This is a genomic window from Rhizobium sp. Root1203, from assembly GCF_001424945.1.
In the GTDB taxonomy this organism is placed as follows: Bacteria; Pseudomonadota; Alphaproteobacteria; order Rhizobiales; family Rhizobiaceae; genus Rhizobium.
Genome location: NZ_LMCW01000034.1, coordinates 81,638 through 104,741, shown reverse-complemented (window position 1 = coordinate 104,741; position 23,104 = coordinate 81,638). Strand labels below are relative to the sequence as shown.

Below are 23,104 nucleotides of genomic sequence, written 5' to 3'. Positions count from 1 at the left end.
GCGGAGGTCGTCTGTAGTCAGGCAGCGGGACGTCAAATCGAAAGACATGGAACCCTCCTTTCGGCCAGAGCGAGCCGTATGTCCTCCAACTATCCAGCGGAAAAAAAGTTCCATTCTCTGAGCGTCGCGAAACATTCGATTGGGGAGACAGGCAGCTGCCTGCATTGTTGGGAGAACACCCTAAAACAACAGACCGGTGATATCAGGTGATACTGGCGCGATGTTCGAACTTCGTCACATGGAACTTCGCCTTGATATCCCTGGCAATGTCGGCAGCGGAAGGCGCTCCATCCGTCGCAAACCACCGCAATTCGTAGATAAACTCGTCATGATGGTCGTCCAGCCCATTTATCATGGTCGTGAACCGCGCTTGCGATCCTGGCGGCAGGCAGGAAACAATTTCGGGGATGTCAGTGCCTTTGGGCACCTTTATGCCGACGGCTCCCTTCTGCTCGGACGGGACTTTAAGCCCGATCCTCTTGAATGGCGACAGGACAACGAAGGCGACAACGGTGGCGATGGTTCCGAGGACAAGCTGTCCGCCGCCGACACACAGGCCGATGGCGGTAATCAGCCAGAGGGTGGCAGCCGTTGTAACCCCGGTCGCAATGTCGCCTCGGCGCAGGATGGCACCGCCGCCGATAAAGCCGACACCGGTCAGTACGCCGAGCGGGAATCGAAGGATATCCATAGAGCCGTTGGTGCTTTGGCTTGTCGACAGCAATAAATTTGCCTGAATCATGGAAATACACGCCGCAAGGCCAACCAGGATCGTGGTACGCAGTCCGGCGGAATGCCCGCCTCGCTCCCTGTTCATCCCGATGAGGCTACCCGCAACAAGGATCGCTGCGACTCGGATCGCTATGTCAGTCCAACTTGGCGTCACAGGCATCAAGTCGTCCAATGTCACTGCCGCAATCCCGTTTTATGACGCGCCAAGCATCTCTGTGTGATGCTTAAAATGCAAGCTTTTCGACAATGTGCCGCAATGCTGCTGAAGCCAGCCGCGTGGGAACGTCGCCATTTCCGTTGCCGAACGCAAAACGAGAGCGGGGCCAGATCAACTCTGCACTCCCGATCCGCGGCGGAGATGGTTTTCGAGCTCTACGTCGTCAGGTGCCAAACATCGCGCCTTGACGTAGCTTGTTCTCTAGCGGCCTGGCGCTCTGATCTTCTTGGGGGCCGAAACACCGCTTTCCCGCTCAAGCTTCTTGCGGGCGAGCTTGCGAACGCGCCTTATGCCTTCGGCCTTCTCGCGAGCACGTTTCTCAGAAGGCTTTTCATAATGCTCCCGGAGTCGCATATCCCGGAAAACGCCCTCACGCTGCATCTTTTTCTTCAAAACACGGAGCGCTTGCTCAACGTTGTTGTCACGTACCAGAACTTGCAATTTATGCTCCTTGGGTCACCAACGCCCTCATAGATCCATTCAATATCCACGATCAAGAGCGAGGAGCGCGTCACGGCAAAAATCTTTGGGGTTTTGCAGTCCGCCCCCTGCGAAGTGCGCTTAGGACCAAGTGACGGGTGTTGGCGCGATCAAATTACGCTTATTGTAGGAAGGTGTGAGATGACTTCATTCCTTTTCTCTTCGGGAAGGGTTTCGATACGGTTCCTCCAGAAGGATTTTGCTTCCGGACTGTCCGGCTCCCATTCTCGTGTGGAAGCCTTGTTGTCATCGTTTGCGGATCGGCGTTTTCCACCGAGTCTGATGTATTCCCTCGCGAGTTCGAGTGCGGGTGTCGCTGCCGGTGGCGGTCGTTCTGCCATTTTTACATTCCTCGAATTTCCGTTTGCCAAGCATAAACGGGAGGGGACAAGTCTTGTTCCAGCGACACTGCGAGGCGAAATGCGCGAAACGCTCCAAGGAACCAAAGGCACCTCCAGACTGTTCATTCTCCAGGAACAGTTATCGCAGGAAGGAGAGAGCCATGCGCAACATCCTGAAATCCGCGCTGGTCGTGGGCTTGGCCGCTTGCAGCCTCGCATCCAGCAACACACTGGCCAATGCTCAGGACCTGGAACTTCGAGTCGGGCCTGGAGGCGTCGGCGTTTACGACAGGAACCAGGATCGGGAATACGGCCATAACCGTTACGGCAGAGGCGGCTGCGACCCGGATGAAGCCCTCGACGCAGCCCGGGATGCGGGATTCCGTCGTGCTCATATCGTGCGTGCAAGTGCACGCAATATTGTAGTCGAAGGGTTCACTCGCGGTGGGCCGGATCGAATCGTATTTGCGAATGTGCGAGGCTGTCCGGAGATTTAATTGTCTGTGCCGTCAGGCTCGAGCGGTCCAGCTGGAGAGTCTCCAGCCGAACCGCTCGAGCCGTCTCTTGACTTCAGATTTTCAGCTGCTTGCCCGCGCAGCTCATCGGAATTTCGGGGGTTTTGGGGGCGCATTGGCCTGAAGTTCATGGAGCGGAGCATGCTTTCCGAGCAATCTCTGGAGTTTGCGCTCTTCTGCCGGACCGATGCCGAACTTTTTGCAATGCTCGGCGATGCTCCGGTCAGTGGGGCCCGGGATGCGAACTTGGCGGTTGTCCTTGGAATGTGACATGGATTCTCCTCCTGGCAAGAAACGCGCAACGCCGCCCGACGGTTTCATTGAACGTCAAAAAACAGGGCCAGGTGACGACCTTCCACATTCGCTTCTAATGCCGGGAAGCCGCGCCCATCTTTACATAGGGCGGAACCCGCGAGCGTCCAAAGTGTTCTGCTGACATGAACCAGATACTTCAAACCGACATCCTCGCGACCGCAGCGGAAGCAAAACTATCGTGCGGGCTCGTCTACGTTCAGGGTCTGGAAACGGGGATCACCCGCAAGGAAGGCAAAAGGGGCTTCCTCTACTACAGGCCAGACGGGAGACGGATCACCGACAGCGGCGAGATCGCGCGTCTGAACGCTTTGGCGATCCCTCCAGCCTATCGCGATGTCTTGATTTCCACAAACCCGCTATCGCATCTGCAGGCTGTGGGCATCGACGCCCGCGGTCGCAAGCAATACCGATACCATCCCGGCTGGCACGCCGACCGCGGTCGAGCCAAGTTCGAACGTCTCGTCGAGTTCGGTGCGCGGCTTCCCGACATACGCGAGCGCGTGGATCTGGATCTCCGGTCCAGGGGAATGACGATGGAGAAGGCGCTGGCGACTGTCGTCTGGATGCTGGACAATTTATATATCCGGATCGGCAATGCGAGCTATGCCGAGAACAACCGGTCCTATGGACTGACGACGCTTCGAAATCGCCACGTGAAGATCGAGGGGTCGAATGTTCAGTTTCGGTTTAAAGGCAAATCCGGAAAGGAATGGAATCTGATGCATTGCGACCGGCGTATCGCAAACGTCGTTCGGAAGCTCCAGGAGTTACCGGGCCAGCAACTCTTCAAATATGTCTGCAACGAGAACGATTGCCGCCAGATATCGTCTCAGGATGTCAATGCCTACATTCGCGAGGCGGCCGGTGACGATGGCAGCAGCTCACGGCAGTTCCGCACATGGGGGGCGACATGCATGGCCGTTTCAATCCTCGCTCCGCTGGAGGTCCCTGGTTCGCAACGTGCCTTGGCCGTCCAGCTCAACGGCGCGATTGATGCCGTTGCTGCAAAGCTCGTCAATACGCGAGCCGTCTGCCGATCGTCCTACATACACCCCGCCGTCTTCGAAGACTTTCGCGCAGGGCGGCTGGGTGATGTCCTGCGTCTGCGGAAGACGACAAGCGAGCGCCTTCTGAACTGGATGGACGACGAGGAGATACGGGTTCTCCGGTGGCTCAAGACCCAGCCCCCGGCGAGCGAAAACTGATGAGCGGGCGAAGAGTTGATGTCGACCAGGACTTGATTCGATGAGCGGGGAACGAAGTTATTCGTGGGGGCCGTCCTTTGCGCTGGACGGCTCGACGACATTTCGCCTCTGGGCTCCCTCCCAAGCGCAGGTATCGCTGGAGATCGGGAGCGAAACCATCCCGATGAGCAGGTCGACGGAAGGCTGGTTCCAGTGCAGGATCGATCGTCAACCGTTTGGGGCCGAGTATGGCTTCGTTTTGCAGGGTCAACCTCCTATCCCCGACCCGGCATCGCGCTATCAGCCGAGTGGCGTTGACGCGCCCTCCGTGCTCCTCGATGAAAACAGCTACCGATGGCAGAATCTCCGCTGGACCGGCCGGCCGTGGGAAGAGGCAGTAATGTACGAGCTTCACCTCGGAACCTTCACGCAGGAGGGCACATTCCGCTCAGCGATACCGCATCTTCGACGATTGGCCGAGATCGGCTTTACCGCGATCGAGTTGATGCCGCTCGCCGAGTTTCCTGGTGAACGAGGATGGGGATACGACGGCGTCTATCAATACGCGCCGCACCACGCCTACGGTTCGCCCGATGATTTCAAAGCCCTTGTCGATGCAGCCCATCGTCATGGAATGATGGTCATTCTCGACGTCGTCTACAATCACTTCGGGCCGGCCGGAAATTACATCAAAAACTACGCGCCGGATTTCTTTCTCGCAGACGATCCAACCCCCTGGGGACCAAAAATCGCCTTCGCGCGGGATCCGGTTCGGCGGTTCTTTGTCGATAATGTCTTGTACTGGCTGCAGGAATTTCGCCTGGACGGTTTGCGGCTGGACGCGATCGATCAGATCGAAGACCCCAGCAGCAGGCACATCCTGCGGGAAATGTCCGAAACGGTGCGCAGGCAGATCCCGGATCGAACGGTTCACCTGATCATCGAGAACCCTGCCAATGGCGCAGACCTGTTGGCGTCCGATGAAAGTGGTGAAGGCCTGTTCACCGCCGATTGGAATGACGATTTCCACCACGCACTGCACGTCGCGGTGACGGGTGAGGCAACTGGATACTACGAACCTTTCAAGCATGACTCTTGGGGAAAACTCCGGAAGACCCTTGCCGGGGGATATCTACGGCAAGGCAGGAGCATGCTTGGCCGGCCCTTGCCCGACGGCGCCTCCCTACCGCCCACGTCATTCGTTCATTTTCTCCAGAATCACGACCAGGTCGGCAATCGCGCACTCGGCGAACGTCTGCATGCCATGATCGATCGACGATGCCATTCGGTCCTGACCGAGCTGTTGGTGTTTTCGCCGCAGATCCCGCTGATGTTCATGGGCGATGATCATCGTAGCTCCAAACCCTTTCATTTTTTCGCAGATTATGACGGCGAGCTGGCCGACGCCATCAGACGTTCAAGGCCAAAGGAGGCACTGAACTTTGGCGGATTTCCTGATGGAACCGACGCTTCGGATGTTTCGGATCCGAACGAGAGTTCGACGTTCCTGCGGTGTAAGCTGCATTGGAGCGAGGCGAACGAAAGAGCCAATGTCGCCTGGGCGGAATGGCTGCGCGACTTGATTTCCGTCCGGCGACAATGGATCGTTCCGCTCCTTTCGAACAAGGCGAGGTATTCGGGAACGGTGCTGCCTTCAGAGGACGGTGCCGTCTTCATCGACTGGAAGTTGGCTGGCAGCATCCTATCCCTTCGCGCAAACGCCAGTCCGCGCACTTACAGGCTTGACCTGCGTCCCGTCGACATGCGCTATCCGGGACGAGGCCAGACTGTCGCCGGTGTCCTGGACCCGTGGTCGACTCACCTCTACATCGGCGATCGGTGATGATCGGGTTGGCCGGCCAGCTCCGGGGCCGTCCTTAAGGCTGCTCGCGTACACCCGGCGTCGCTTCGCGTTGATCTGCGTCCTCAAGGTCGGTTTCCACCAGGAAGGTGTCTGTGTGCTGTCTGGCGGCTTCACGCAATGCATCCAATCGCGGCAAATCATCGCCTTCGATCACGTCACCACCGTGGCTTATTTCTCGCTCTGCCTGAAGCCAATGGTCGTCATGACGGCCCGCTGGCGATCCTTCCTGTTCCCATAGTTCGTAGGCACGCTTGCGGATTCGATGGATCTCTTCGGCGCGGTCATCCGCGTTGGGTATCGGGCGCAGTTGCTCGTTCGCGGACGTATACTTTGCTGTGGGGGCCATTCTTCGTTCTCCTTCCTGCTGTATGCAACTCAGTCGAATCGCACTGCGTCCTTAAACGGGAGGGTCGCAAGAACCCTGCCCTCTTCGTCGGTGATCTCGAACCGCATGTTATCGATCGTCTGCCGCTGCAATACGAGTTCGGCGACCATTTCGCGCGATGCTTTCTCCGCTTCGCCTTTCGCGTGATTGAGCGAAGGCAGGTCGATCCCCTCCGCGTCTCTGTCGACCCCTTCGTCCGAGCGGACATTGAAATAAAAGCGCATGTTCATTTCCCATCTTTTGGGGACAAACGGATGGACGAGCGCTTCGTTCCGCGTCGTGCCGCAATGGGCCGCGCGCCTGGATCCTCGGTAGAGCGTTGCCCGACAGCCGCAAATCCGACACCGGTCGAGGGATGATCTCAACTGCCCCTGAGAACGACCAGGCTTCGGGCTTCCAGGCGATAGGCTTCAGGGCGGCCGATATCCTCTCCCTGTATGTCCGCGTCGTCTGTCGTCAACTCGAGCACCCAATTACCGCATGAGCTGTCAGGAAGTTTGAACTCGACATTACCGTCATGCGGATTAAACAGCACGAGTACGTCCTTCATTCCCTCGCAGTCTCCTGAAAGCCGCAAGCCGATCGTCGTGCTGCCGACATCCTGCCACTGTTCTTCCGTCTGTTCGCCCCCGACTGGATTGAGCCAGGTCACGGCCATGCCATCTCTCCAGCTTTCACGGCGAAGGATCTCGTTGTCACGGCGCATAGCGATCAGTCTCATGGTGAACTGTCGGAGCGCCTCCGCGGAGTCCGGAAGGTCCTCCCAATGCACCCAGCTTAAATCGTTGTCCTGGCAGTAACCGTTGTTATTGCCCATCTGGCTGCGTCCGAACTCGTCTCCTGCGAGCAGCATTGGCGTTCCATGCGAAAGGAACAAGGTAGCAAGGAAGTTCCGCTTTTGACGATCGCGAACCGCATTAATGGCTTCGTCGTCCGTAGCACCCTCGACACCGTAATTGTCGCTTCGATTGTCGCTGTGGCCATCCTCGTTGCCCTCCCCGTTCGCGTCATTGTGCTTGTCGCTGTAGGAGACGAGATCGTTGAGGGTGAAGCCGTCGTGGGCGGCAATGAAATTAACGCTCGCCCAAGGGCGGCGGCCGCGCAGGTCGTATACGTCACCGGAGCCGAGGACGCGGGCTGCGAAGTCTTGCGTCGCTCCGTCGGTGTCTTTCCAATAGTCGCGCACGGTGTCGCGATACTTGTCGTTCCATTCCGACCAGCCTGGTGGGAAGCCTCCGACCTGATAGCCGCCGGGGCCGATGTCCCAAGGTTCGCCGACTAGTTTGAGTTTCGAAAGCACCGGATCCTGGCCAACGGCATCGAAGAAGCCGCCACGCTGATCGAACCCTTCCGGCTCGCGCCCGAGAATGGTGCCGAGATCGAAGCGAAATCCATCGACGTGCATGTCCTCGGCCCAATAGCGAAGGCTGTCGGTTATCAGTTGCAGGACGCGGGGATGCGAGGTGTTGACGGTGTTCCCGGTGCCCGTGTCGTTGACATAGTAGCGGGCATTGTCAGGCATTGTGCGGTAGTAGGAGAAATTGTCGATACCCTTGAACGACAGGGTCGGCCCCAGCTCGTTGCCTTCGGCGGTGTGATTGTAGACCACATCGAGGATCACTTCGATGCCGCTGTCATGGAAGGCGCGCACCATATCCCGCAACCCTGTCATGCCGCGGGGCCCGTAATAGCGGGAGGCAGGGGCGAAGAAGGCGAGAGAATTGTAGCCCCAATAATTCTTCAGGCCCTTGTCGAGCAGATGGCTGTCGTCGGGAAAGAAATGGATGGGCAGCAGTTCGATCGATGTGACGCCGAGGCTCTTCAGATAGCTTACGATTGCCTTTTCGCTCAAACCTTCGAAGGTGCCGCGGTGTTTTTCCGGGACTGCTGGATGGAGTTTCGTGAATCCTTTGACATGCGCCTCGTAGAAGATCGTTTGTGGCCAGGGAACCACTGGTTTTCGATCCTTCTTCCAATCGTATCCGGCGGGATCGATGACGCGGCACTTGGGCATCACCGACGCGCTGTTGCTTGTCTCGAAAGTGAGGTCCTTGTCTTCGCTCTTCATGTCGTACGAGAAAAGAGCGTCTGACCATTCGACGTGGCCGGCGAGTTCGCGAGCATAGGGATCGATCAGCAGCTTGTTCGGGTTGAAACGATGTCCATTCTTCGGATCATAGGGGCCGTGGACACGATAGCCGTAAAGAGCACCAGGTTTCAGACCCGGCACATAGCCGTGCCATATCTCGTTTGTGAATTCCGGAAGCACGACGCGATCCGTCTCGTTCTTCCCGCTTTCGTCGAACAGGCATAGTTCGACGCGTTCGGCGTGTGCGCTGAAAATCGCGAAATTGACACCGTCCCCATCGGACACTGCGCCAAGTGTAGTCCAGTCGCCCGATTGAATGTCAAGTCCGCCACGATTGCTCATCCCTGTCCCCGTCACTGTTGGCGCGGCAGAAACACGAGAGCAGTCCTTTTGTTCCGAGCATTTCGCTGCACCGGTTGGGAGCGACCTTCATTCGCTTCCCGCTTTTGGTGTCAGTTGAGCAACCGAAGTTCCCCCCGGAAGTCCAAAGACAGACTGGGCACGGCCGCCGCCTCCTGACCCGGTGCGATCAATAATTCGTTGCTTCGGCGTCCCTACCTCGACGTCCCTACCACCCGAGCATATTGCGTAGTCTGCCCACTATCCCGCGTCGGTCGCCTGCGGCAATCAGTGCGCGGACCTGATGGGCGGCCGCCACGGCGCTGACGCTTGTTCCGAAGTGGCAAAAACAGACCACTCGGTGCAACTGATGATCGCTTAGCTCGAAAAATCGTCTTGCCTCGCCGTAGTGGTCGCTCTCAAGTCCGGCCGACCGCAAGACCGGATCGGCAAACGCCACCGAGATCGGTGAATGATCGACGTGCATGACCGCACGCTCGTCGGTCGCTTGATATTCGGTCTCGTGCAGGGTCGAGAGCGAGCGGCGAGGACTGCGGTCCAAGAGATCGGCCCAGCGCTCGAGGCGTTCACGGCGTGACATGGCTGGCCGCGGATAGTCAAGATTTACATTGGCGACGATCTGGAGTTGTTCAAGGGCATGGTGTTTCATGGAAACCTCCTGTTCAAACAGCTGGTTCATCCTTCGAGAACTTCCGAGGTGAGCGTGACTCCGACAGGCGATGAAGTCCAATCACGATCAGACAGACAAAGGTCACCATTGCCGTGTTTTCGCTTTCCATTCGCACATCACGAAGGCGATAAGCAAGTCGCTGCAATGACTTGGATCATGGACCGGCAAGCGGCCATCCAGGCTTGCCATTGCATCAAACCTTCCGCGACGTGAAACAGAAATGAAATAACCGGTGCGATGTCACATGACCAACGGTCGATAAATCGGGCTCGTAGGCATTCCATAAACGTCGACTAGTCGTTTGACCTACGCCGAAGTGGGTACAATGCATTTCCCGCCATTTCGGCTATGCTTCTGGCGATCACACATAGTTCCCCGGTATCTTGAGTCCCGCAAATTTTTCGCGAGAGGGTCACCCCATGTATCGCAATGCCCGTCGGTGGACTTCAAGGTCGCTGTTGCCAGACGCATTGGCTCCGAGGTGGCTGGCCACTGGCCAAAAGGCCGAGCCACGCAAATTTGTTCACAAACGCGTGGAGTATTCGCAGCCCGCTTCGACCATTGCCGATTGGACTAAGATCGACACGCGTGTCGACCTGACGATCAACAACGCCACGCTCAACGAGCACCCGGGTGATCAGGACGACAATGAAGATGTTGTCGCCGACGTGCACGTCGATGCCGCGCCGCTGCTTGAGAACCGTGTAGCTGGCCTCGCGCCGTATACGAGGGACGTGGCCTCATTGTGGGCCGCATCGCCGCTGCCTGCGGTTGGGGCGGGCCTCGGCCGCATAGCCGGCGATGGCGATCCTTTGGCACCATTACTTCTGCACAGCCCCGCTCTGCAAAGCCGCGGCCCGACCGCTGCAGGGCAGGGAGCGCCCACTGTGACGGTCGAACCGGCCTCTTCAGGCAATGTCGTCATTCTCGACTCGGCGCCGACGGCGAAGACGACGGCGCACCTTGTCGGACATCCATCGTTTCTGGCGTTTGGCTTGCCCTATGGCGTTTGCGGGTGCGGCTACTACACCTCTCCAACGCACCTTCTCGATTGGGCCCCCGGAAGCAGCCTGCTGCAACCGGACGGTCAATTGCCCGGGACCCGGCTGATCGAAGGACCGGACTACATTTCTGCCGGCAAAAGCAAGATGGGCGCTTCGATCAGCGACCCGCTCCTCGGCCGGAACGTGTCCCAGCTCTCGGGGTGGACCGGTACGGCAAATGGGGCCGAATCGGCTGCTTGGATGGGATCGCTGCCCGGTGGCGGAGAGTCGGGAACAGGGAGCAGCACGTCGAAGGGTAGCGGCATCCTTTCCGGCTCGGTCACCAATCCACCGCCGACGGTGACCCAGAAAGGTGCGACGCAGAGCCTGGCGGCGGCGGCGGCAGCCGTCAATGTGATCGTGGCGGAAAACGAAAAGCTGGGCAACCCCGAGAGCGAGTGGGGGATCGACGGTGCGGGAAGCTCCAACATCGAGGGATTCGCGACCGACATCAGCGTCGACAACGGCAAGACGATAAGCTTCAAGATTGATACGGATTCCAACAATTACCGTATCGACATCTACCGCCTCGGCTACTATGGCGGCATGGGTGCCCGCAAGGTCGCAACGATGCAACACACGGGATTTCAGGCACAGCCAGACCCCTTGCGCGATGCCGCGACCGGACTTGTCGACGCCGGCAACTGGGCGGTCTCTGCGTCCTGGGCCGTGCCCGAGGACGCCGTTTCCGGCGTTTATATCGCCAAGCTCGTGCGTCAGGACGGCACCTTCGGCGAGAACCAGATCCCGTTCATCGTGCGCGACGACGCCAGCCACAGCGACATCGTTTTCCAGACCTCGGATGAGACCTGGCAGGCCTATAACGGTTGGGGCGGCGCCAACTTCTATGGCGGCAACGGCCCGGCGACGGGGCAGGGCGCAGGTCGCGCCTACGCCGTGAGCTACAACAGGCCGATCGTGACGCGCGGTGGCATCGGCACATTCGCCGGTCCGCAGGACTATCTCTTCGGCGCGGAGTATGCCGGTATCTACTGGCTGGAACAGAACGGCTACGACGTCTCCTACATGGCAGGCGTCGATGCGGACCGCTACGGCAGCCTTCTTCTCAATCACAAAATGTACCTCGATGTCGGTCACGACGAATACTGGTCGGGTCAGCAGCGGGCGAATGTCGAGGCCGCCCGCGATGCGGGCGTCAACCTGCAGTTCTGGAGCGGTAACGAAGTCTACTGGCGCACCCGCTGGGGCAACAGCCTGAGCGCCGACGCCACGGCCTACCGCACGCTGATTTCCTATAAGGAGACCTGGTCGCCGGGGGCCAGCATCGATCCTTCCAGCGAGTGGACTGGGACGTTCCGCGATCCACGGCTCAGCCCGCCGGCGGTCGGCGGAGGAAATCCGGAGAATTCTCTGACCGGGCAGTTGTTCAAGGTCGATGACGTCGGCAACAATCTGCAGTCGATCACCGTCCCCTATGATGATGCCAACCTCCGCTTTTGGCGCAACACGAGCGTTGCCAATCTCCAGGCCGGACAGACGGCGACGCTGACGAAGAATTACCTCGGTTATGAATGGGACGAAGCGACCGATAACGGCTTCGATCCTGCGGGCCTCGTCAAATTGTCGTCGACGACACTTCCGGTCAGCACCTATCTCCTCGACTACGGGAATACGACCGGCGCCGGCGTCTCGACCCACAATCTTACCCTTTACCGCGCTCCGAGCGGCGCACTCGTTTTCGGCGCCGGAACCGTCTACTGGGCCTGGGGTCTGAGTGACAATCACGACCTTCAGGTGACGCCGACCGATCCACGGGTGCAGCAGGCAATGGTAAATCTGCTTGCGGACATGGGCATCCAGCCCGGGACATTGCAGTCCGGGCTCGTCACCGCGACGGCTTCGACCGACCACACGGCGCCAACCTCCACCCTCACGGCGCCGGCGACCGCTGCCCTTGGCGCAAGCGTGACAATTTCTGGCACCGCTTCGGACGTCGGTGGCGTGATCGCTGGCGTGGAGGTTTCGACAGACAACGGCGCCAGTTGGCATCCCGCGACCGGCGATGAGAACTGGACCTACACCTGGACACCTCAGGCTGCCGGCGCCTTTGTCATTCGCTCGCGCGCAGTGGACGACAGCATCAACCTCGAAACACCATCGGCCGGGCGCACGGTCACTGTCAGCGGGCAAAGCTATGTCTCGCTATTCCCGGCGGGTGCGACGCCTGCGATCGTGAACACCGACGATGCAAGCGCGGTCGAACTCGGGGTCAAATTCCAGACCTCGGCTGCCGGCACCGTCAGTGGCATCCGCTTCTACAAGGGTAGTCAGGACATCGGCACCCATACCGGCTCGCTGTGGTCGAGCACCGGAACGAGGCTCGCCACCCTCACGTTCAGCGGCGAAACCGCAAGTGGCTGGCAAACAGCGTATTTCTCCAGCCCGATCACCCTGACGCCGGGCGCGACCTACACGGCCTCCTACCACACCGACACAGGCCACTATTCCTCCACGGTCAATTATTTCACTTCGGATGTGACGAGCGGTTCGTTGACGGCGCCGGCCAGCGGAAATGGCGTCTACAGCTATGGCAACAGCAGCATTCCGACCAGCACCTACCAGGGGACGAACTAGGCAACACAGTACCGACGGCGGTTGCCGACACGGGCGACGCCACCGAGAAGGGCGGTATCGCCAACGGCTCGGGCGGCGTGGCTGCCGTCGGCAACGTGCTGACCAACGACACCGATCCGGAYAGCGGCGACACCAAGGCCGTCACCGCCGTCAGCTTCGGTGCGACCGCGGGCACACTGGGCACGGCGCTCAACGGTACCTACGGCAGCCTCGTGCTGAATGCTGCGGGCGCCTATACCTACACCGTCAACGAGAGCGCTGCCGCCGTGCAGGCGTTGCGYCAGTCGACCAACACGCTGACCGACGCCTTCAGCTACACGATGCGCGACGCTGCCGGCGCCACCGCCACGGCGACGCTCACCGTCACCGTTCACGGCGCCAATGACGCGCCGGTGCTCGCCGTCCAGACATCCAACCAGAGCGCCACGGTCGGCACCGCCTTCTCGCTTGCGCTGCCTGCSGGCACGTTCACCGATGTCGACGCCAGCGACGCGCTCGCCTACACGGCCCTGTCCGCCGACGGCTCGGCGACCTTCACCGGCACGCCGACGGCGGCCAATGCCGGCACGCTCAGCGTCCGGGTGACGGCGACCGACCTCGGCAGCCTCGCGGCCAGCGAGACCTTCARCATCGCCGTGTCGACGGCACCGCCCGTGACCTACAGCCTCTTCGGTGCGACCAGCACACCGGCCCAGACCAACCTAAACGACGGTCAGCAACTGGAGGTCGGCGTCAAGTTCCAGTCGAATGTCGCCGGTGAAATTACGGCCCTCAAGTTCTACCGCAGCGCCAACGACACCGGCCAGGATGTGCTGGACCTGTGGACCGCGACCGGCACCAGTGGCTGGCAGACGGTGGCCCTGGCGACACCCGTCTCCATCACCGCCAACACCACCTATGTCGCGTCGTACCACACGACCGGCGCCTACGTGGCCACCGACAACTTCTTTGCCAATGCCGCCTCCAACGGCCCGCTGACGGCCCCGTCGAGCGCCACTGCGGGAGGCAACGGGGTCTATGCCTACGGCGGGTCCGCCACAGCAGGCCTATTCCCGACCAATACCTTCGCTTCCGCCAACTACTATGCCGACGTTGTCTTCCGGCCGCAGCTTGTAACCTGAACGATCCGATGAGGCCGATAGGAAAACAAATGGTTTGTGCGGCACCGGCCGATCTGAATGGGCACCGGCTGATTTTCGCAGGCAAGGGATGTGGACGAGGGGAAAAGAGGACATGACCGATCGGCTACCGGTGACCGTGCTCGCCGGATTTCTGGGCGCGGGCAAAACGACGCTGCTCAGCCACATCCTGACAAATCGCGAGGGCTTGCGGGTCGCGGTCATCGTCAACGACATGAGCGAGGTGAACATCGACGCAAGCCTCATTCGCGACGGTGGCGCCAATCTATCGCATACGACGGAGACGCTCGTTGAACTCAGCAACGGCTGCATATGCTGCACCCTTCGCGACGACCTGCTCACCGAAGTGCGGCGTCTGGCCGAAGAAAAGCGGTATGACTATCTGCTGATCGAGGGGACAGGCATCGCAGAGCCGCGCCCAATCGCGGCTACCTTTTCCTTTCGTGACGAGAACGGGATTTCCCTATCCGATTTTGCGAGGCTCGACACGATGGTAACCATCGTCGACGCGGCGAGCCTCCTGGCCGACTATAGCAGCGCCGACCTTTTGCGCGACCGCGGCCTGCAGAGCGACGGACAAGACCAGCGGACGCTGATCGACCTCCTGGTCGACCAGATCGAATTTGCCGACGTGATCGTGATCAACAAGATCGCGGATGCGACCGAGCCAACGCGCGCCGAAGTCCGCAAGGTGGTTGCTGCGCTCAACCCCGATGCGCGCCTGATAGAAACGGATTTCGGCGATGTTCCTCTTACAGCTGTCCTCGATACCGGCCTCTTCGACGAAGCAAAGGCATCCGCTCATCCCTTGTGGCACAAGGAGCTTTATAGTCCGGGCTCCCACGTTCCGGAGACCGAGGAATATGGCGTATTAAGCTTCGTTTATCGCGAAAGGCGTCCGTTCGATCCAGCACGGTTCAGGTCGTTCCTCGACAAGCCCTGGCCGGGAGTGCTTCGTGCCAAGGGCCATTTCTGGCTTGCCACTCGTCCGCAGCATGTGGGTCTGATGTCGGCCGCAGGGGTCCAGCGTCGCTGCGAGCCGATGGGGCTTTGGTGGGCGGTCGTTCCCCGACAGGATTGGCCACCGCACCCGGAGTTTCAGGAGTATCTGCAGAGCCGTTGGGACAGCGCATGGGGCGACCGTCGGCAGGAACTCGTATTCATCGGGGTCAGCATGGACGAGGCCGTCGTCCGCGCTGCGCTGGACGACTGCCTGGCCAGCGCGGATCCGAGCGACTGGCGCGACCTCGCTGATCCGTTTCCGGCCTGGTAGCTCGCGGGGGCAGGATCAATCAGTATCCATGGTCGCCAACGATCGACGTACGGCTCGCTGGAGGGACCTCCTACAACAGACAGAAACGATCGACGTCCACCATGCCCTTGTCCGAGATCTTGAGATGCGGAATGACGGGCAGCGGCAGGAATGCGACTTGCAGGAAAGGCTCCTCCAGCGTCGTGCCGAGCGCATAGGCAGCCTGTCGGAGGTGATGGAGCGTGTCGCGGACGGTCTCATAGGGTTCGAGGCTCATCAGCCCGGCGACGGGCAGTGCGATCTCGCCGGTGACCTTGCCATCTTCGACCACCACGAAGCCGCCCTTGATCTCGCCAAGACGGTTGGCGGCGAGCGCCATGTCGTCTTCACTGACACCGACAACGCAGATGTTGTGGCTGTCATGGCCGACCGTCGAGGCGATTGCGCCCTTCTTCAGTCCAAAGCCCTGGACGAAGCCGTTGGCGTGATTGCCGTTCTTGCCGTGGCGCTCGATGACCGCGACCTTGATGATGTCGTTGGCAAGGTCGACGGATGTCTGGTTGCCCTCGACCGGCAGCAGGTAACGGCGGTGTTCGGTGATAATCTTGCCAGGCATGACACCGATGACGGGCGTTTCACCATCGGCGACCGGCACGCCGAAATGGGCGGCGTTGACAGGCCTCGCCTTGACGCTGTCAAGGCCGACGGGCGCGACCGGCCTGCGGGTAGCAAAGAGCTCGGCATTTACGTTGCGTCCGGCCGAGAAGACCATCTCGGCCTTGCAGTTCTCCAGGCTGTCGACGACGACGAGGTCGGCACGCCAGCCCGGCGCGACGAGGCCGCGGTCGCTGAGGTGGAAAGCGCGAGCGGCCGAGATCGAGGCGGCGCGGTAGAGGGCAAGCGGCGCGACGCCCTGTCGGATTGCCGTGCGGATCACGTAGTCGAGATGCCCCTGTTCGGCGATGTCGAGCGGATTGCGGTCGTCTGTGCAAAGGGAAATGAAAGGCGAAAGGCGCTCGGTGATGATGGGGATCAGGGCTTCCAGGTCCTTGGAGACGGAACCTTCGCGCACGAGGATGTGCATGCCCTTGCGGATCTTCTCCAATGCCTCTTCGGCGGTGGTGCATTCATGCTCGGTACGAATGCCGGCTGAGAGGTAGCCGTTGAGGTCGTTGCCCGACAGCAGCGGTGCATGGCCGTCGATGTGATCGCCCTGGAAGGCCGCGAGCTTGGCCATGCAGATCGGATCCTTGTGGATCACGCCGGGGAAATTCATGAACTCTGCCAGGCCGATGACTTTGGGGTGATCGCGGAACGGCAATAGCTTTTCGATCGGCAGGTCCGCGCCCGACGTCTCAAGATGGGTGGCGGGGACGCAGGAAGAGAGCTGGACGCGGATGTCCATGATCGTCTCCAGCGCCGAATCCAGGAAGAACTGGATGCCCTCGGTGCCGAGCACGTTGGCGATCTCGTGCGGATCACAAATGACGGTGGTGACACCATAGGGCAGGACGCAGCGGTCGAATTCGTGCGGGGTCACCAGTGAGCTTTCGATGTGCAGATGCGTGTCGATGAAGCCGGGGACGACGATGCGGCCCGCAATATCGATCTCGGTTTCGCCCTGGTAATCGCCGCAGGTGCCGACGATGCGGTCGCCGCAGATGGCAATATCCGATTGCACCAGTTCGCCGGTCACAAGATCGAAGAACCGCCCGCCCTTCAGAACGATATCGGCCGGCTCGCGGCCGGTTCCCTGGTCGATAAGGCGTTCGATGTACATAAATGTCCTTCCTGATTGCTCCGCTCGTCACGATAGCCCTATGCGGAACCACAGCTCGGGCTGCGGCAATATAGGATTACCGCCCGGCCACTGTCATCTCCCCATCAGAGCCAGTCGCATCAGACCTTCACCTTCGATAATCAAAACTCCCGTCACAGGAGACATCGTCAAGTTGCAAGAAGCGCAGGCTGCCAAGCACAGATATCGTGGTTACAAAATCGCGGGGGACATAGCACCAGAAAATGTTGGCGCCGTCATAGTCATAATCTGCCGGTTTCGTGAACAGATTGCTTATCTGCAGCCATTGAAGCATTATTCGTCGCAGTGTGAACTTCGCATCAAGCCACGAAGGTGATGGATTTGGTGGGTGAGACTACCGAAAAGCTTGCGAAGACGCCGCGACTGGGGCGAAGTTCTCGCGGTGTCCTCTGGATAGTGTTGTCTTTGTCTCTGTCAATTGCTGTGGGGACCACCCTGCTTTCAAACGATATGGACCATCTTCGAAAACTCATCGGACACTTCGAACACCAGTTCGCCAGTGAACAGGCCCGAACATCTCGCCTTCCCGTCCGGCCATCTGGGTTGCCTCCTGCTTCTCCAACGCCGGAACTCTCGATACCGCGCCGCCTCATCGAAGCTCCGAAGTTTGAATTGGCAGGTCAGTTTTTGCGCATTTGGCGGGTCACGGGGCCGAACATGTGCAAGGCTCTCCGGGAGGCCGGCATCGAAATGACGGAATGGCGTGCCCCATCGATGCGCAGCACCAGCCATGAATGCTATTTTCAGCGCATCTACACACAGGACGAGGCGCGTCCCCTCAGTTCGATCTTCCTCAAAATCCGAGGAAATGCGAGGGGCGATATCCTTGAGGTTCGAGGCAAGATCAACGGACCCAGCACAGATGGCGAGGGGCGCCTCGATCCCGCGCTCATGCGGATCTTCGAGACCCTGGTTGACCAGGCGCGCTGGAGCGATTTCCAGGATACACTCGTCTCGGTCCGAAGCCTCCGCGACGTCGAATACGAACGCTTTGGCGCATATTTCAGCTTCACGCGCCAAGCCGCCGGCGAAAACAGCTTCAATTTCATGCTGGTTCTTGCGGCGACGTCAGGCCCGCAGACACGGACCAGGGCGTATTTTTCGTCCGACCGTTGGGTGGCCGCACCGGATCCCCTGATTTCAGGAGATCTTGTGCCGATCTTCCAACGGGCGCAGAAACGAGAAGCGGCGAGCGGAAAGACCAGTCGTCTCTGACGGCGGATGGGCCTCCCGACATGATGGCCTGTCGCGCCTTAGCGTGAGTGGCACCTATCTGGCCTCGGCAGGGCGAGTTCCAAGGAACGGACGGCGGTCCGTCTCTGTTGACCTGAATGAGCTTCTCAACCGCAACAGATCCTTGCGGGCGATCAGCCCCACCAGCTTGCCGGACGCAGGATCGACAATCGGGATCCGGCCGGTGTCGGCAGAGAGCATCAGATCGGCGATATAGCCGACTGTATCGCCGGGGTGGCCAACCGGGATCGACGCATCGGATACCCGTTCCCCCAAACTCTGGCCGGCCAGTTCCCTGTCGCCTTGCCAGCGGAGCACGTCGCCGCGGGAGACGACCCCTGACAACCTGCCGTCGTCCTCGACTACAGGGTAAAGACGATGAGTTTTCGACTGCCCGGTGAAGAAGGCGCAGGTTTCGGCAACCGTCATCGACGACGCCAGCGTATCGACCGCCTCGATCATGATTTCGCCCGCGCGCGTGAGTTCGAACGGATCGACGCCGTATTCGCGGGTGATGTGCTGGCCGCGGCGTGCGATTTTTTCGGTAAGAATGGAGCGCCGAAGAAGAAGGACCGTGACGGCGTACGCCGCGACTGTCGCAGCGAGCAAGGGTACTAGGGTGCTTGAATCGCCGGTAACCTCGAACGCGAAGAAGGTGCCGGTGAGGGGTGCGCGCATCGTGCCGCCCATCATCGCAGCCATGCCAAGCAGCGCCCAGAATCCCGGTTCGCCAGGAAATACGAGGCCGACCAGCCAGCCAAGTGCCCCGCCCAGAATGAGTAGCGGCGCCAACACGCCGCCGGATGTTCCCGACGACAGCGCAACAAGCCAGATGCCTGCCTTGACGAGGAGAACTGCGACCACAGCCTTGGCGACGATGTGATTGCCGAGCAGGTCCGAGATTATGTCGTATCCGACGCCGAGTGCCCGCGGTTCGATCAGTCCTCCTAGCCCGACAACGATGCCGCCGAGCGCCGGCCACCACATCCAATGGATGGGAAGCTGTTCGAACGCGTCCTCGATCTTATAGAGCAACGTCGTCAGCAGTCCGGACTGAAGACCTGAGACGATGCCCATCAAAGCACAAAGAAGGATCCCCCACCACGACAGATGAACGTGAAAGCTCGTGGGGAAGAGAAGCCCGTCGCCAAAGAGGAATGGTCGCCAGCATATGGAAACCGCGGCGGCAACTGCGACAGGGATAAAGCTGCGTGGCTTCCATTCGAATAGCAGCAGTTCGACGGCGAGCATCACCGCCGCAATGGGGGTTCCGAATATCGCCGTCATTCCGGCGGCAGCGCCAGCAACCAGAAGAGTTTTGCGCTCCGCGGAACTCATGTGGAAAAATTGCGCGAAAAGTGAACCGATTGCGCCGCCGGTCATGATAATCGGACCCTCTGCCCCGAAAGGTCCGCCTGTCCCGATCGAGATTGCCGACGATAACGGCTTCAGCAATGCGACCTTCGGCGACATCCGGCTGCCGCCGATCAGGATCGCCTCAATAGCCTCCGGAATCCCGTGTCCGCGGATCTTCTCCGAACCGAAGCGCGCCATAAGTCCGATGACCAGTCCACCAATGGCCGGGATTGCGACCATCCAGACGGATCTCGGCGCGTTGGCCAGCGATGAAGGTTCGATACTGACATTTCCGAACCACACGACATTTGTCACCAGCGAGATGAGGCTGACTAAAATCCAGGCGGCCAGCGCGCCGCCGGTGCCGACGATCGCCGCCATTCCCATCAGAAGCAGCACGCGCTTGTCTGTCGTGAAGTCGCCGGCTTCCCTGCGGGCGAGGCCGCCGGTGAAGTCGTGCTGCGGATATCTCCGCTCGATCGAAGGCTTGTTCAATTCTCGCTCCGTCTGGATTGAAATGGCAGGATCGCAATCCAATTATATCGTATAACGATATAAATCAACAACGTTCCTGAGGAGCTTTCCATGACGATGAAAGAGGAGACCGAGACCCTCTCCGCAGGCGACTACGAAGCCCTCGCCAACTTGCGATTTGCGCTCCGCAAGTTCACGGAATTCAGCACGATCGAGGTGCAGAGGCTCGGCATAACGCTCCAGCAACACATCAGGCGCTACTTGCAATCAAAGGGTTGCCGGCGATGAAGCGCATGACGATTGGGATGTTGGCGGATCGGCTTCTCCGCGACAGCGCTGGTCAACCGATTGGCGCAAACCGGGTTGGTCGAAAGGAACGCCTCCGGAAGCCACAAGGCGAACGAGATTCTCGAGAAATTGAGCGGTGCCCATCTGCATGAGATACGGGAAATGGCTCCGGAACTCATGCAGGCGCTTAGAATGCTTCGGGACAGACAAAAGCTGGAGAAGATCGCCTGGATGGCGTAGTTGCAGAAGTCCCGAAGATCGGCCTCTCCGCGGAAGCCAAAAATTGAGTGAGTTTCTTCCCGAATGGTAGAAAAGAACCCATTGAGCCAGAGCGACTATGAGACCCTGGCAAACCTGCGATTCACGCTGCGACGGTTCATGGACTTCAGTACATCCGCTGCCCAGAATGAAGGACTTCCGACACAGCAGCATCAGGCGCTCCTCGCCGTCAAGGGACATCCCGGTCCCGGGCCGATGACGATAGGCGCACTTGCCGATCGTCTCATGATAGCGCCGCACAGTGCCACCGAACTCGTCGGACGACTGAACGCCGCGGGCCTGATCGAGCGACGGACCGATCCGCTGGACAAGAGGAGGCAGACGTTGGAGCTGACGGCCCAGGCAGAAGCGGTCCTCGTCAGGCTGAGTTCGATCCATCTCAGGGAAATCCGCGAGATGGCACCCGAACTGATAGAGCTGCTTCAGCGCCTAGGGACGTAACTATTGCGCATCAAAGCAGTTCGACCGGCTACTCCACGCCGCCGCCCTTTCCGTTCTCAGTCTTCGAGAGCGACCGTTTGCACCATCAAGCTGAGCTGGAATACGTCGGCCCGTGCCTTGCCAGAGCTATCTTCACTGCCAACGATCAGAAGTCCCGTCGGCAGCTCAAATGCCGCTCCATAGGCAATGCCAGTCGGCAGTCGACCGATTTCATCCCAGTGTCCTTCTCTCAGCGCGTAAATTTCATCGCGCCACTTTTTTTGCAGCCCCTCATGAGCGAACCACTTTCCCGCAGCCGCATTCGCCTGGGCGCCGACAAAATTGGCGCCGCCGGCAACCAGCAAGGTTTCACCGATCTGCCCGGCGAATGCTCCTGAAACCCCTTCCTGGCGGGTGTGCGCCGATGGTGTCGGCAAGGCGTGCCCAGGTTGCCCGCGCCTGGTCTATCTCAAAGTGACTTCACGTCAGGCGTTCGAAGGCCCGGCTTGATCTCGCCGCTGACAACCGCGAAATTGTCATCCTTTTTTGCGATGGCTGAATCACAGTTGGGCAGGAAAGGGTTGTCCCCTAGGGCCGACCACTGATTGTCCGCAGGTTTGTACGACAAGACCCTTGTGTTCCATTGATATGCACGAGCGCAGTGATCAACGTCGATGGCGGCAATGTTGCTGCTACGAGTCCCGTTCTGCCTCCCCCTTTATAGATAGCCGAAGGATTGGGATCGTCGAGGAAATAGTCATTCGCTGCGGGTGTTGCGGGCACTTCGTTTGGTGTGCCGGCAACGGATAGCGGTCATGGCGTTCTTTTGGTCGGTACGCCGCTCGACCGCGCCGTCCTGGCGGAAATGGATCGCGCCGGTGGCACGCATCCGAAGCTCGACAAGCCCAGTTCCAGCCTTGTAACGGCGTTATCGATTGAGGAGTTCCGATTTCGGCAGCCGCCCTGGAATAGGATGGGTCATCGATGTCCTGAATGGTCTGATGATCGATCTCTTGCCGGTGGGTGGTCGTGACCAAGGGCCTGGATGCCGGGGGAGATCGGTTGGCGACCTATGTTGAAACCCATCCCCACGACACTGGGCCAAATTTGCGCTTTCATCCAGTTGGCGGTTTATCAGGATGACCGGCCGGAAATCCAGCTGGCGAAGAGACAGTTTGCCGTTTGCCGATAATACCAGTACAAGTCCAGGCAGATTGGCAGAAAATAGGCTAGGCCGCAAGTCAGCATAGGAGAGGCATGCAATGGGCGAGCTGATTGATTTGATCGGCAAGGAGTTGGGAGGGACAGGATCCGGTCTGCCGCTCTACAAGCGGTTGAAGACGGCAATCGAAGCGGCAATCCTGTCGAATGCTGTCAAGGCCGGTGCTGTCCTGCCTGGTGAACGCGTGCTGGCCGAGACGCTCTCTGTTTCCAGGGTGACGGTGCGCAAAGCATTCGCGCTGCTCGAGGAAGAGGGTTTCCTCCATCGCCGCCAGGGCTTCAAAACAGAAATCGGATCACGCGTCGAGAAGTCGCTCGCCACGCTTACCAGCTTTTCTGAAGACCTCCTCGCGCGTGGGCTCGTTCCGGGATGTGTATGGCTTTCCAAGCAGATAGTCCGCCCGTCGCCCACCGAAATGATGGCTCTCGGCGTTTCCGGCAACAGCGGTGTCCTGCGCATGAAACGTATCCGCACGGCTGACGGTGCGCCAATTGCCATTGAGATCTCAGCCGTACCTGTTCGTTTCCTGCCGTCGCCCGATATGGTCAAGAATTCGCTTTACGAAGCGTTGGACGGTCGAGGCTTTCTGCCGCAGCGAGCTATCCAGCGCATGCGATCGCGCGCAGCCTCGGCGGAGGATGGGCAGCATCTCCATTGTGAGCCCGGGGCGCCGTTGCTGACGACGGAGCGCCGATGCTTTCTTGGCGACGGCCAGATCGTGGAATACTGCGAGACCCGTTACAAGGGAGATGTATACGACTTCGTATTCGAGTTGCAGCGATGATACCAGTTATAAACTGGTTGTAATCTGGTATTTTCCATTTATCGTGAA

General features: G+C 59.7%; 20 protein-coding genes and 1 pseudogene. 9 read left to right on the top strand and 12 right to left on the bottom strand.

Translation table 11 applies throughout. The annotated features are described in order from the left end of the window. Window positions 1-202: 202 nt before the first annotated feature. Entirely contained in the window at window positions 203-892 is a 690-nt protein-coding gene (locus ASC97_RS36400) for an MgtC/SapB family protein (protein ID WP_057470991.1), read from the bottom strand. A 258-nt stretch (window positions 893-1,150) separates the two neighbouring features. Continuing rightward, window positions 1,151-1,390, bottom strand: a complete 240-nt coding sequence (gene rpsU, locus ASC97_RS33520) for a 30S ribosomal protein S21 (RefSeq protein WP_082530152.1) — start codon at window positions 1,388-1,390, stop codon at window positions 1,151-1,153. A gap of 541 nt (window positions 1,391-1,931) precedes the next feature. On the opposite strand from rpsU, the gene ASC97_RS24805 reads away from it, so the two are divergent. Continuing rightward, a complete protein-coding gene (locus tag ASC97_RS24805) occupies window positions 1,932-2,267 on the top strand; it encodes a hypothetical protein (protein WP_057470989.1) in 336 nt (111 codons plus the stop codon). Window positions 2,268-2,369: 102 nt separating this feature from the next. Here ASC97_RS24805 and ASC97_RS35715 read toward each other — a convergent pair whose 3' ends face one another. Beyond that, window positions 2,370-2,558, bottom strand: coding sequence for a hypothetical protein (locus tag ASC97_RS35715; RefSeq protein WP_082530150.1), 189 nt, complete (start codon window positions 2,556-2,558; stop codon window positions 2,370-2,372). A gap of 164 nt (window positions 2,559-2,722) precedes the next feature. Between ASC97_RS35715 and ASC97_RS24800 the strand changes: the two genes are divergently transcribed. Together ASC97_RS24800 and treZ are read left to right on the top strand one after the other, a co-directional pair. Then, the gene (locus tag ASC97_RS24800; protein WP_057470988.1) at window positions 2,723-3,805 is read left to right on the top strand and encodes a DNA topoisomerase IB; all 1,083 of its coding nucleotides are present in this window, start codon (window positions 2,723-2,725) and stop codon (window positions 3,803-3,805) included. Between the two features lie 40 nt (window positions 3,806-3,845). Beyond that, window positions 3,846-5,627, top strand: coding sequence for a malto-oligosyltrehalose trehalohydrolase (gene treZ, locus ASC97_RS24795; RefSeq protein WP_057470987.1), 1,782 nt, complete (start codon window positions 3,846-3,848; stop codon window positions 5,625-5,627). A 34-nt stretch (window positions 5,628-5,661) separates the two neighbouring features. Here the strand turns inward: treZ and ASC97_RS24790 are convergent, their stop codons facing one another. The 4 genes from ASC97_RS24790 to ASC97_RS24775 all read right to left on the bottom strand — a co-directional run bounded on the left by ASC97_RS24790 (window position 5,662) and on the right by ASC97_RS24775 (window position 9,131). Continuing rightward, window positions 5,662-5,994 (bottom strand): DUF2934 domain-containing protein, encoded by a 333-nt coding sequence (locus tag ASC97_RS24790; protein ID WP_082530149.1) that lies wholly within the window; start codon window positions 5,992-5,994, stop codon window positions 5,662-5,664. A gap of 29 nt (window positions 5,995-6,023) precedes the next feature. After that, entirely contained in the window at window positions 6,024-6,257 is a 234-nt protein-coding gene (locus ASC97_RS24785; protein ID WP_057470986.1) for a DUF6894 family protein, read from the bottom strand. A gap of 137 nt (window positions 6,258-6,394) precedes the next feature. Then, window positions 6,395-8,464, bottom strand: a complete 2,070-nt coding sequence (glgX, locus tag ASC97_RS24780; protein ID WP_057470985.1) for a glycogen debranching protein GlgX — start codon at window positions 8,462-8,464, stop codon at window positions 6,395-6,397. 226 nt (window positions 8,465-8,690) lie between these two features. After that, window positions 8,691-9,131: a hypothetical protein gene (locus ASC97_RS24775; protein ID WP_057471136.1), complete on the bottom strand. Its 441-nt coding sequence runs from the start codon at window positions 9,129-9,131 to the stop codon at window positions 8,691-8,693. Between the two features lie 440 nt (window positions 9,132-9,571). Here ASC97_RS24775 and ASC97_RS24770 point away from each other — a divergent pair. Together ASC97_RS24770 and ASC97_RS24765 are read left to right on the top strand one after the other, a co-directional pair. Then, window positions 9,572-13,911: pseudogene (locus tag ASC97_RS24770) on the top strand (N,N-dimethylformamidase beta subunit family domain-containing protein). 112 nt (window positions 13,912-14,023) lie between these two features. Continuing rightward, the gene (locus ASC97_RS24765; RefSeq protein ID WP_057470984.1) at window positions 14,024-15,202 is read left to right on the top strand and encodes a GTP-binding protein; all 1,179 of its coding nucleotides are present in this window, start codon (window positions 14,024-14,026) and stop codon (window positions 15,200-15,202) included. Window positions 15,203-15,272: 70 nt separating this feature from the next. On the opposite strand, the gene ade is transcribed toward ASC97_RS24765, so the two are convergent. Next, a complete protein-coding gene (gene ade, locus ASC97_RS24760; RefSeq protein ID WP_057470983.1) occupies window positions 15,273-16,961 on the bottom strand; it encodes an adenine deaminase in 1,689 nt (562 codons plus the stop codon). Between the two features lie 354 nt (window positions 16,962-17,315). On the opposite strand from ade, the gene ASC97_RS24755 reads away from it, so the two are divergent. Further along, complete coding sequence (locus tag ASC97_RS24755) at window positions 17,316-18,215, top strand: DUF6030 family protein (protein ID WP_274534175.1); 900 nt, start codon at window positions 17,316-17,318, stop codon at window positions 18,213-18,215. Between the two features lie 54 nt (window positions 18,216-18,269). Here ASC97_RS24755 and ASC97_RS24750 read toward each other — a convergent pair whose 3' ends face one another. Then, window positions 18,270-20,084: a chloride channel protein gene (locus tag ASC97_RS24750; protein WP_244481584.1), complete on the bottom strand. Its 1,815-nt coding sequence runs from the start codon at window positions 20,082-20,084 to the stop codon at window positions 18,270-18,272. Between the two features lie 90 nt (window positions 20,085-20,174). Between ASC97_RS24750 and ASC97_RS36395 the strand changes: the two genes are divergently transcribed. Continuing rightward, the gene (locus ASC97_RS36395) at window positions 20,175-20,351 is read left to right on the top strand and encodes a hypothetical protein (RefSeq protein WP_443216775.1); all 177 of its coding nucleotides are present in this window, start codon (window positions 20,175-20,177) and stop codon (window positions 20,349-20,351) included. 303 nt (window positions 20,352-20,654) lie between these two features. Then, a complete protein-coding gene (locus ASC97_RS24740) occupies window positions 20,655-21,071 on the top strand; it encodes a MarR family winged helix-turn-helix transcriptional regulator (protein ID WP_057470981.1) in 417 nt (138 codons plus the stop codon). Between the two features lie 56 nt (window positions 21,072-21,127). Here ASC97_RS24740 and ASC97_RS24735 read toward each other — a convergent pair whose 3' ends face one another. The 3 genes from ASC97_RS24735 to ASC97_RS35970 all read right to left on the bottom strand — a co-directional run bounded on the left by ASC97_RS24735 (window position 21,128) and on the right by ASC97_RS35970 (window position 21,939). Beyond that, on the bottom strand, window positions 21,128-21,487 hold the full coding sequence (locus tag ASC97_RS24735; protein ID WP_057470980.1) for a hypothetical protein: 360 nt from the start codon (window positions 21,485-21,487) through the stop codon (window positions 21,128-21,130). A 32-nt stretch (window positions 21,488-21,519) separates the two neighbouring features. Further along, window positions 21,520-21,735: a hypothetical protein gene (locus ASC97_RS36390; protein ID WP_443216779.1), complete on the bottom strand. Its 216-nt coding sequence runs from the start codon at window positions 21,733-21,735 to the stop codon at window positions 21,520-21,522. A 72-nt stretch (window positions 21,736-21,807) separates the two neighbouring features. Then, complete coding sequence (locus ASC97_RS35970) at window positions 21,808-21,939, bottom strand: hypothetical protein (protein ID WP_274534174.1); 132 nt, start codon at window positions 21,937-21,939, stop codon at window positions 21,808-21,810. Window positions 21,940-22,312: 373 nt separating this feature from the next. Between ASC97_RS35970 and ASC97_RS24730 the strand changes: the two genes are divergently transcribed. After that, a complete protein-coding gene (locus ASC97_RS24730; protein WP_057470979.1) occupies window positions 22,313-23,056 on the top strand; it encodes a GntR family transcriptional regulator in 744 nt (247 codons plus the stop codon). Window positions 23,057-23,104 lie beyond the last annotated feature (48 nt).

Excerpts from the sequence above, each read along its gene's own strand:
- ASC97_RS36400 (WP_057470991.1), bottom strand. The coding sequence starts at position 892 with ATGCCTGTGACGCCAAGTTGGACTGACATAGCGATCCGAGTCGCAGCG.
- ASC97_RS24805 (WP_057470989.1), top strand. The coding sequence starts at position 1,932 with ATGCGCAACATCCTGAAATCCGCGCTGGTCGTGGGCTTGGCCGCTTGC.
- ASC97_RS35715 (WP_082530150.1), bottom strand. The coding sequence starts at position 2,558 with ATGTCACATTCCAAGGACAACCGCCAAGTTCGCATCCCGGGCCCCACT.
- ASC97_RS24800 (WP_057470988.1), top strand. The coding sequence starts at position 2,723 with ATGAACCAGATACTTCAAACCGACATCCTCGCGACCGCAGCGGAAGCA.
- treZ (WP_057470987.1), top strand. The coding sequence starts at position 3,846 with ATGAGCGGGGAACGAAGTTATTCGTGGGGGCCGTCCTTTGCGCTGGAC.
- ASC97_RS24790 (WP_082530149.1), bottom strand. The coding sequence starts at position 5,994 with ATGGCCCCCACAGCAAAGTATACGTCCGCGAACGAGCAACTGCGCCCG.
- ASC97_RS24785 (WP_057470986.1), bottom strand. The coding sequence starts at position 6,257 with ATGCGCTTTTATTTCAATGTCCGCTCGGACGAAGGGGTCGACAGAGAC.
- glgX (WP_057470985.1), bottom strand. The coding sequence starts at position 8,464 with ATGAGCAATCGTGGCGGACTTGACATTCAATCGGGCGACTGGACTACA.
- ASC97_RS24775 (WP_057471136.1), bottom strand. The coding sequence starts at position 9,131 with ATGAAACACCATGCCCTTGAACAACTCCAGATCGTCGCCAATGTAAAT.
- ASC97_RS24765 (WP_057470984.1), top strand. The coding sequence starts at position 14,024 with ATGACCGATCGGCTACCGGTGACCGTGCTCGCCGGATTTCTGGGCGCG.
- ade (WP_057470983.1), bottom strand. The coding sequence starts at position 16,961 with ATGTACATCGAACGCCTTATCGACCAGGGAACCGGCCGCGAGCCGGCC.
- ASC97_RS24755 (WP_274534175.1), top strand. The coding sequence starts at position 17,316 with ATGGATTTGGTGGGTGAGACTACCGAAAAGCTTGCGAAGACGCCGCGA.
- ASC97_RS36395 (WP_443216775.1), top strand. The coding sequence starts at position 20,175 with ATGACGATGAAAGAGGAGACCGAGACCCTCTCCGCAGGCGACTACGAA.
- ASC97_RS24740 (WP_057470981.1), top strand. The coding sequence starts at position 20,655 with ATGGTAGAAAAGAACCCATTGAGCCAGAGCGACTATGAGACCCTGGCA.
- ASC97_RS35970 (WP_274534174.1), bottom strand. The coding sequence starts at position 21,939 with ATGCGTGCCACCGGCGCGATCCATTTCCGCCAGGACGGCGCGGTCGAG.
- ASC97_RS24730 (WP_057470979.1), top strand. The coding sequence starts at position 22,313 with ATGGGCGAGCTGATTGATTTGATCGGCAAGGAGTTGGGAGGGACAGGA.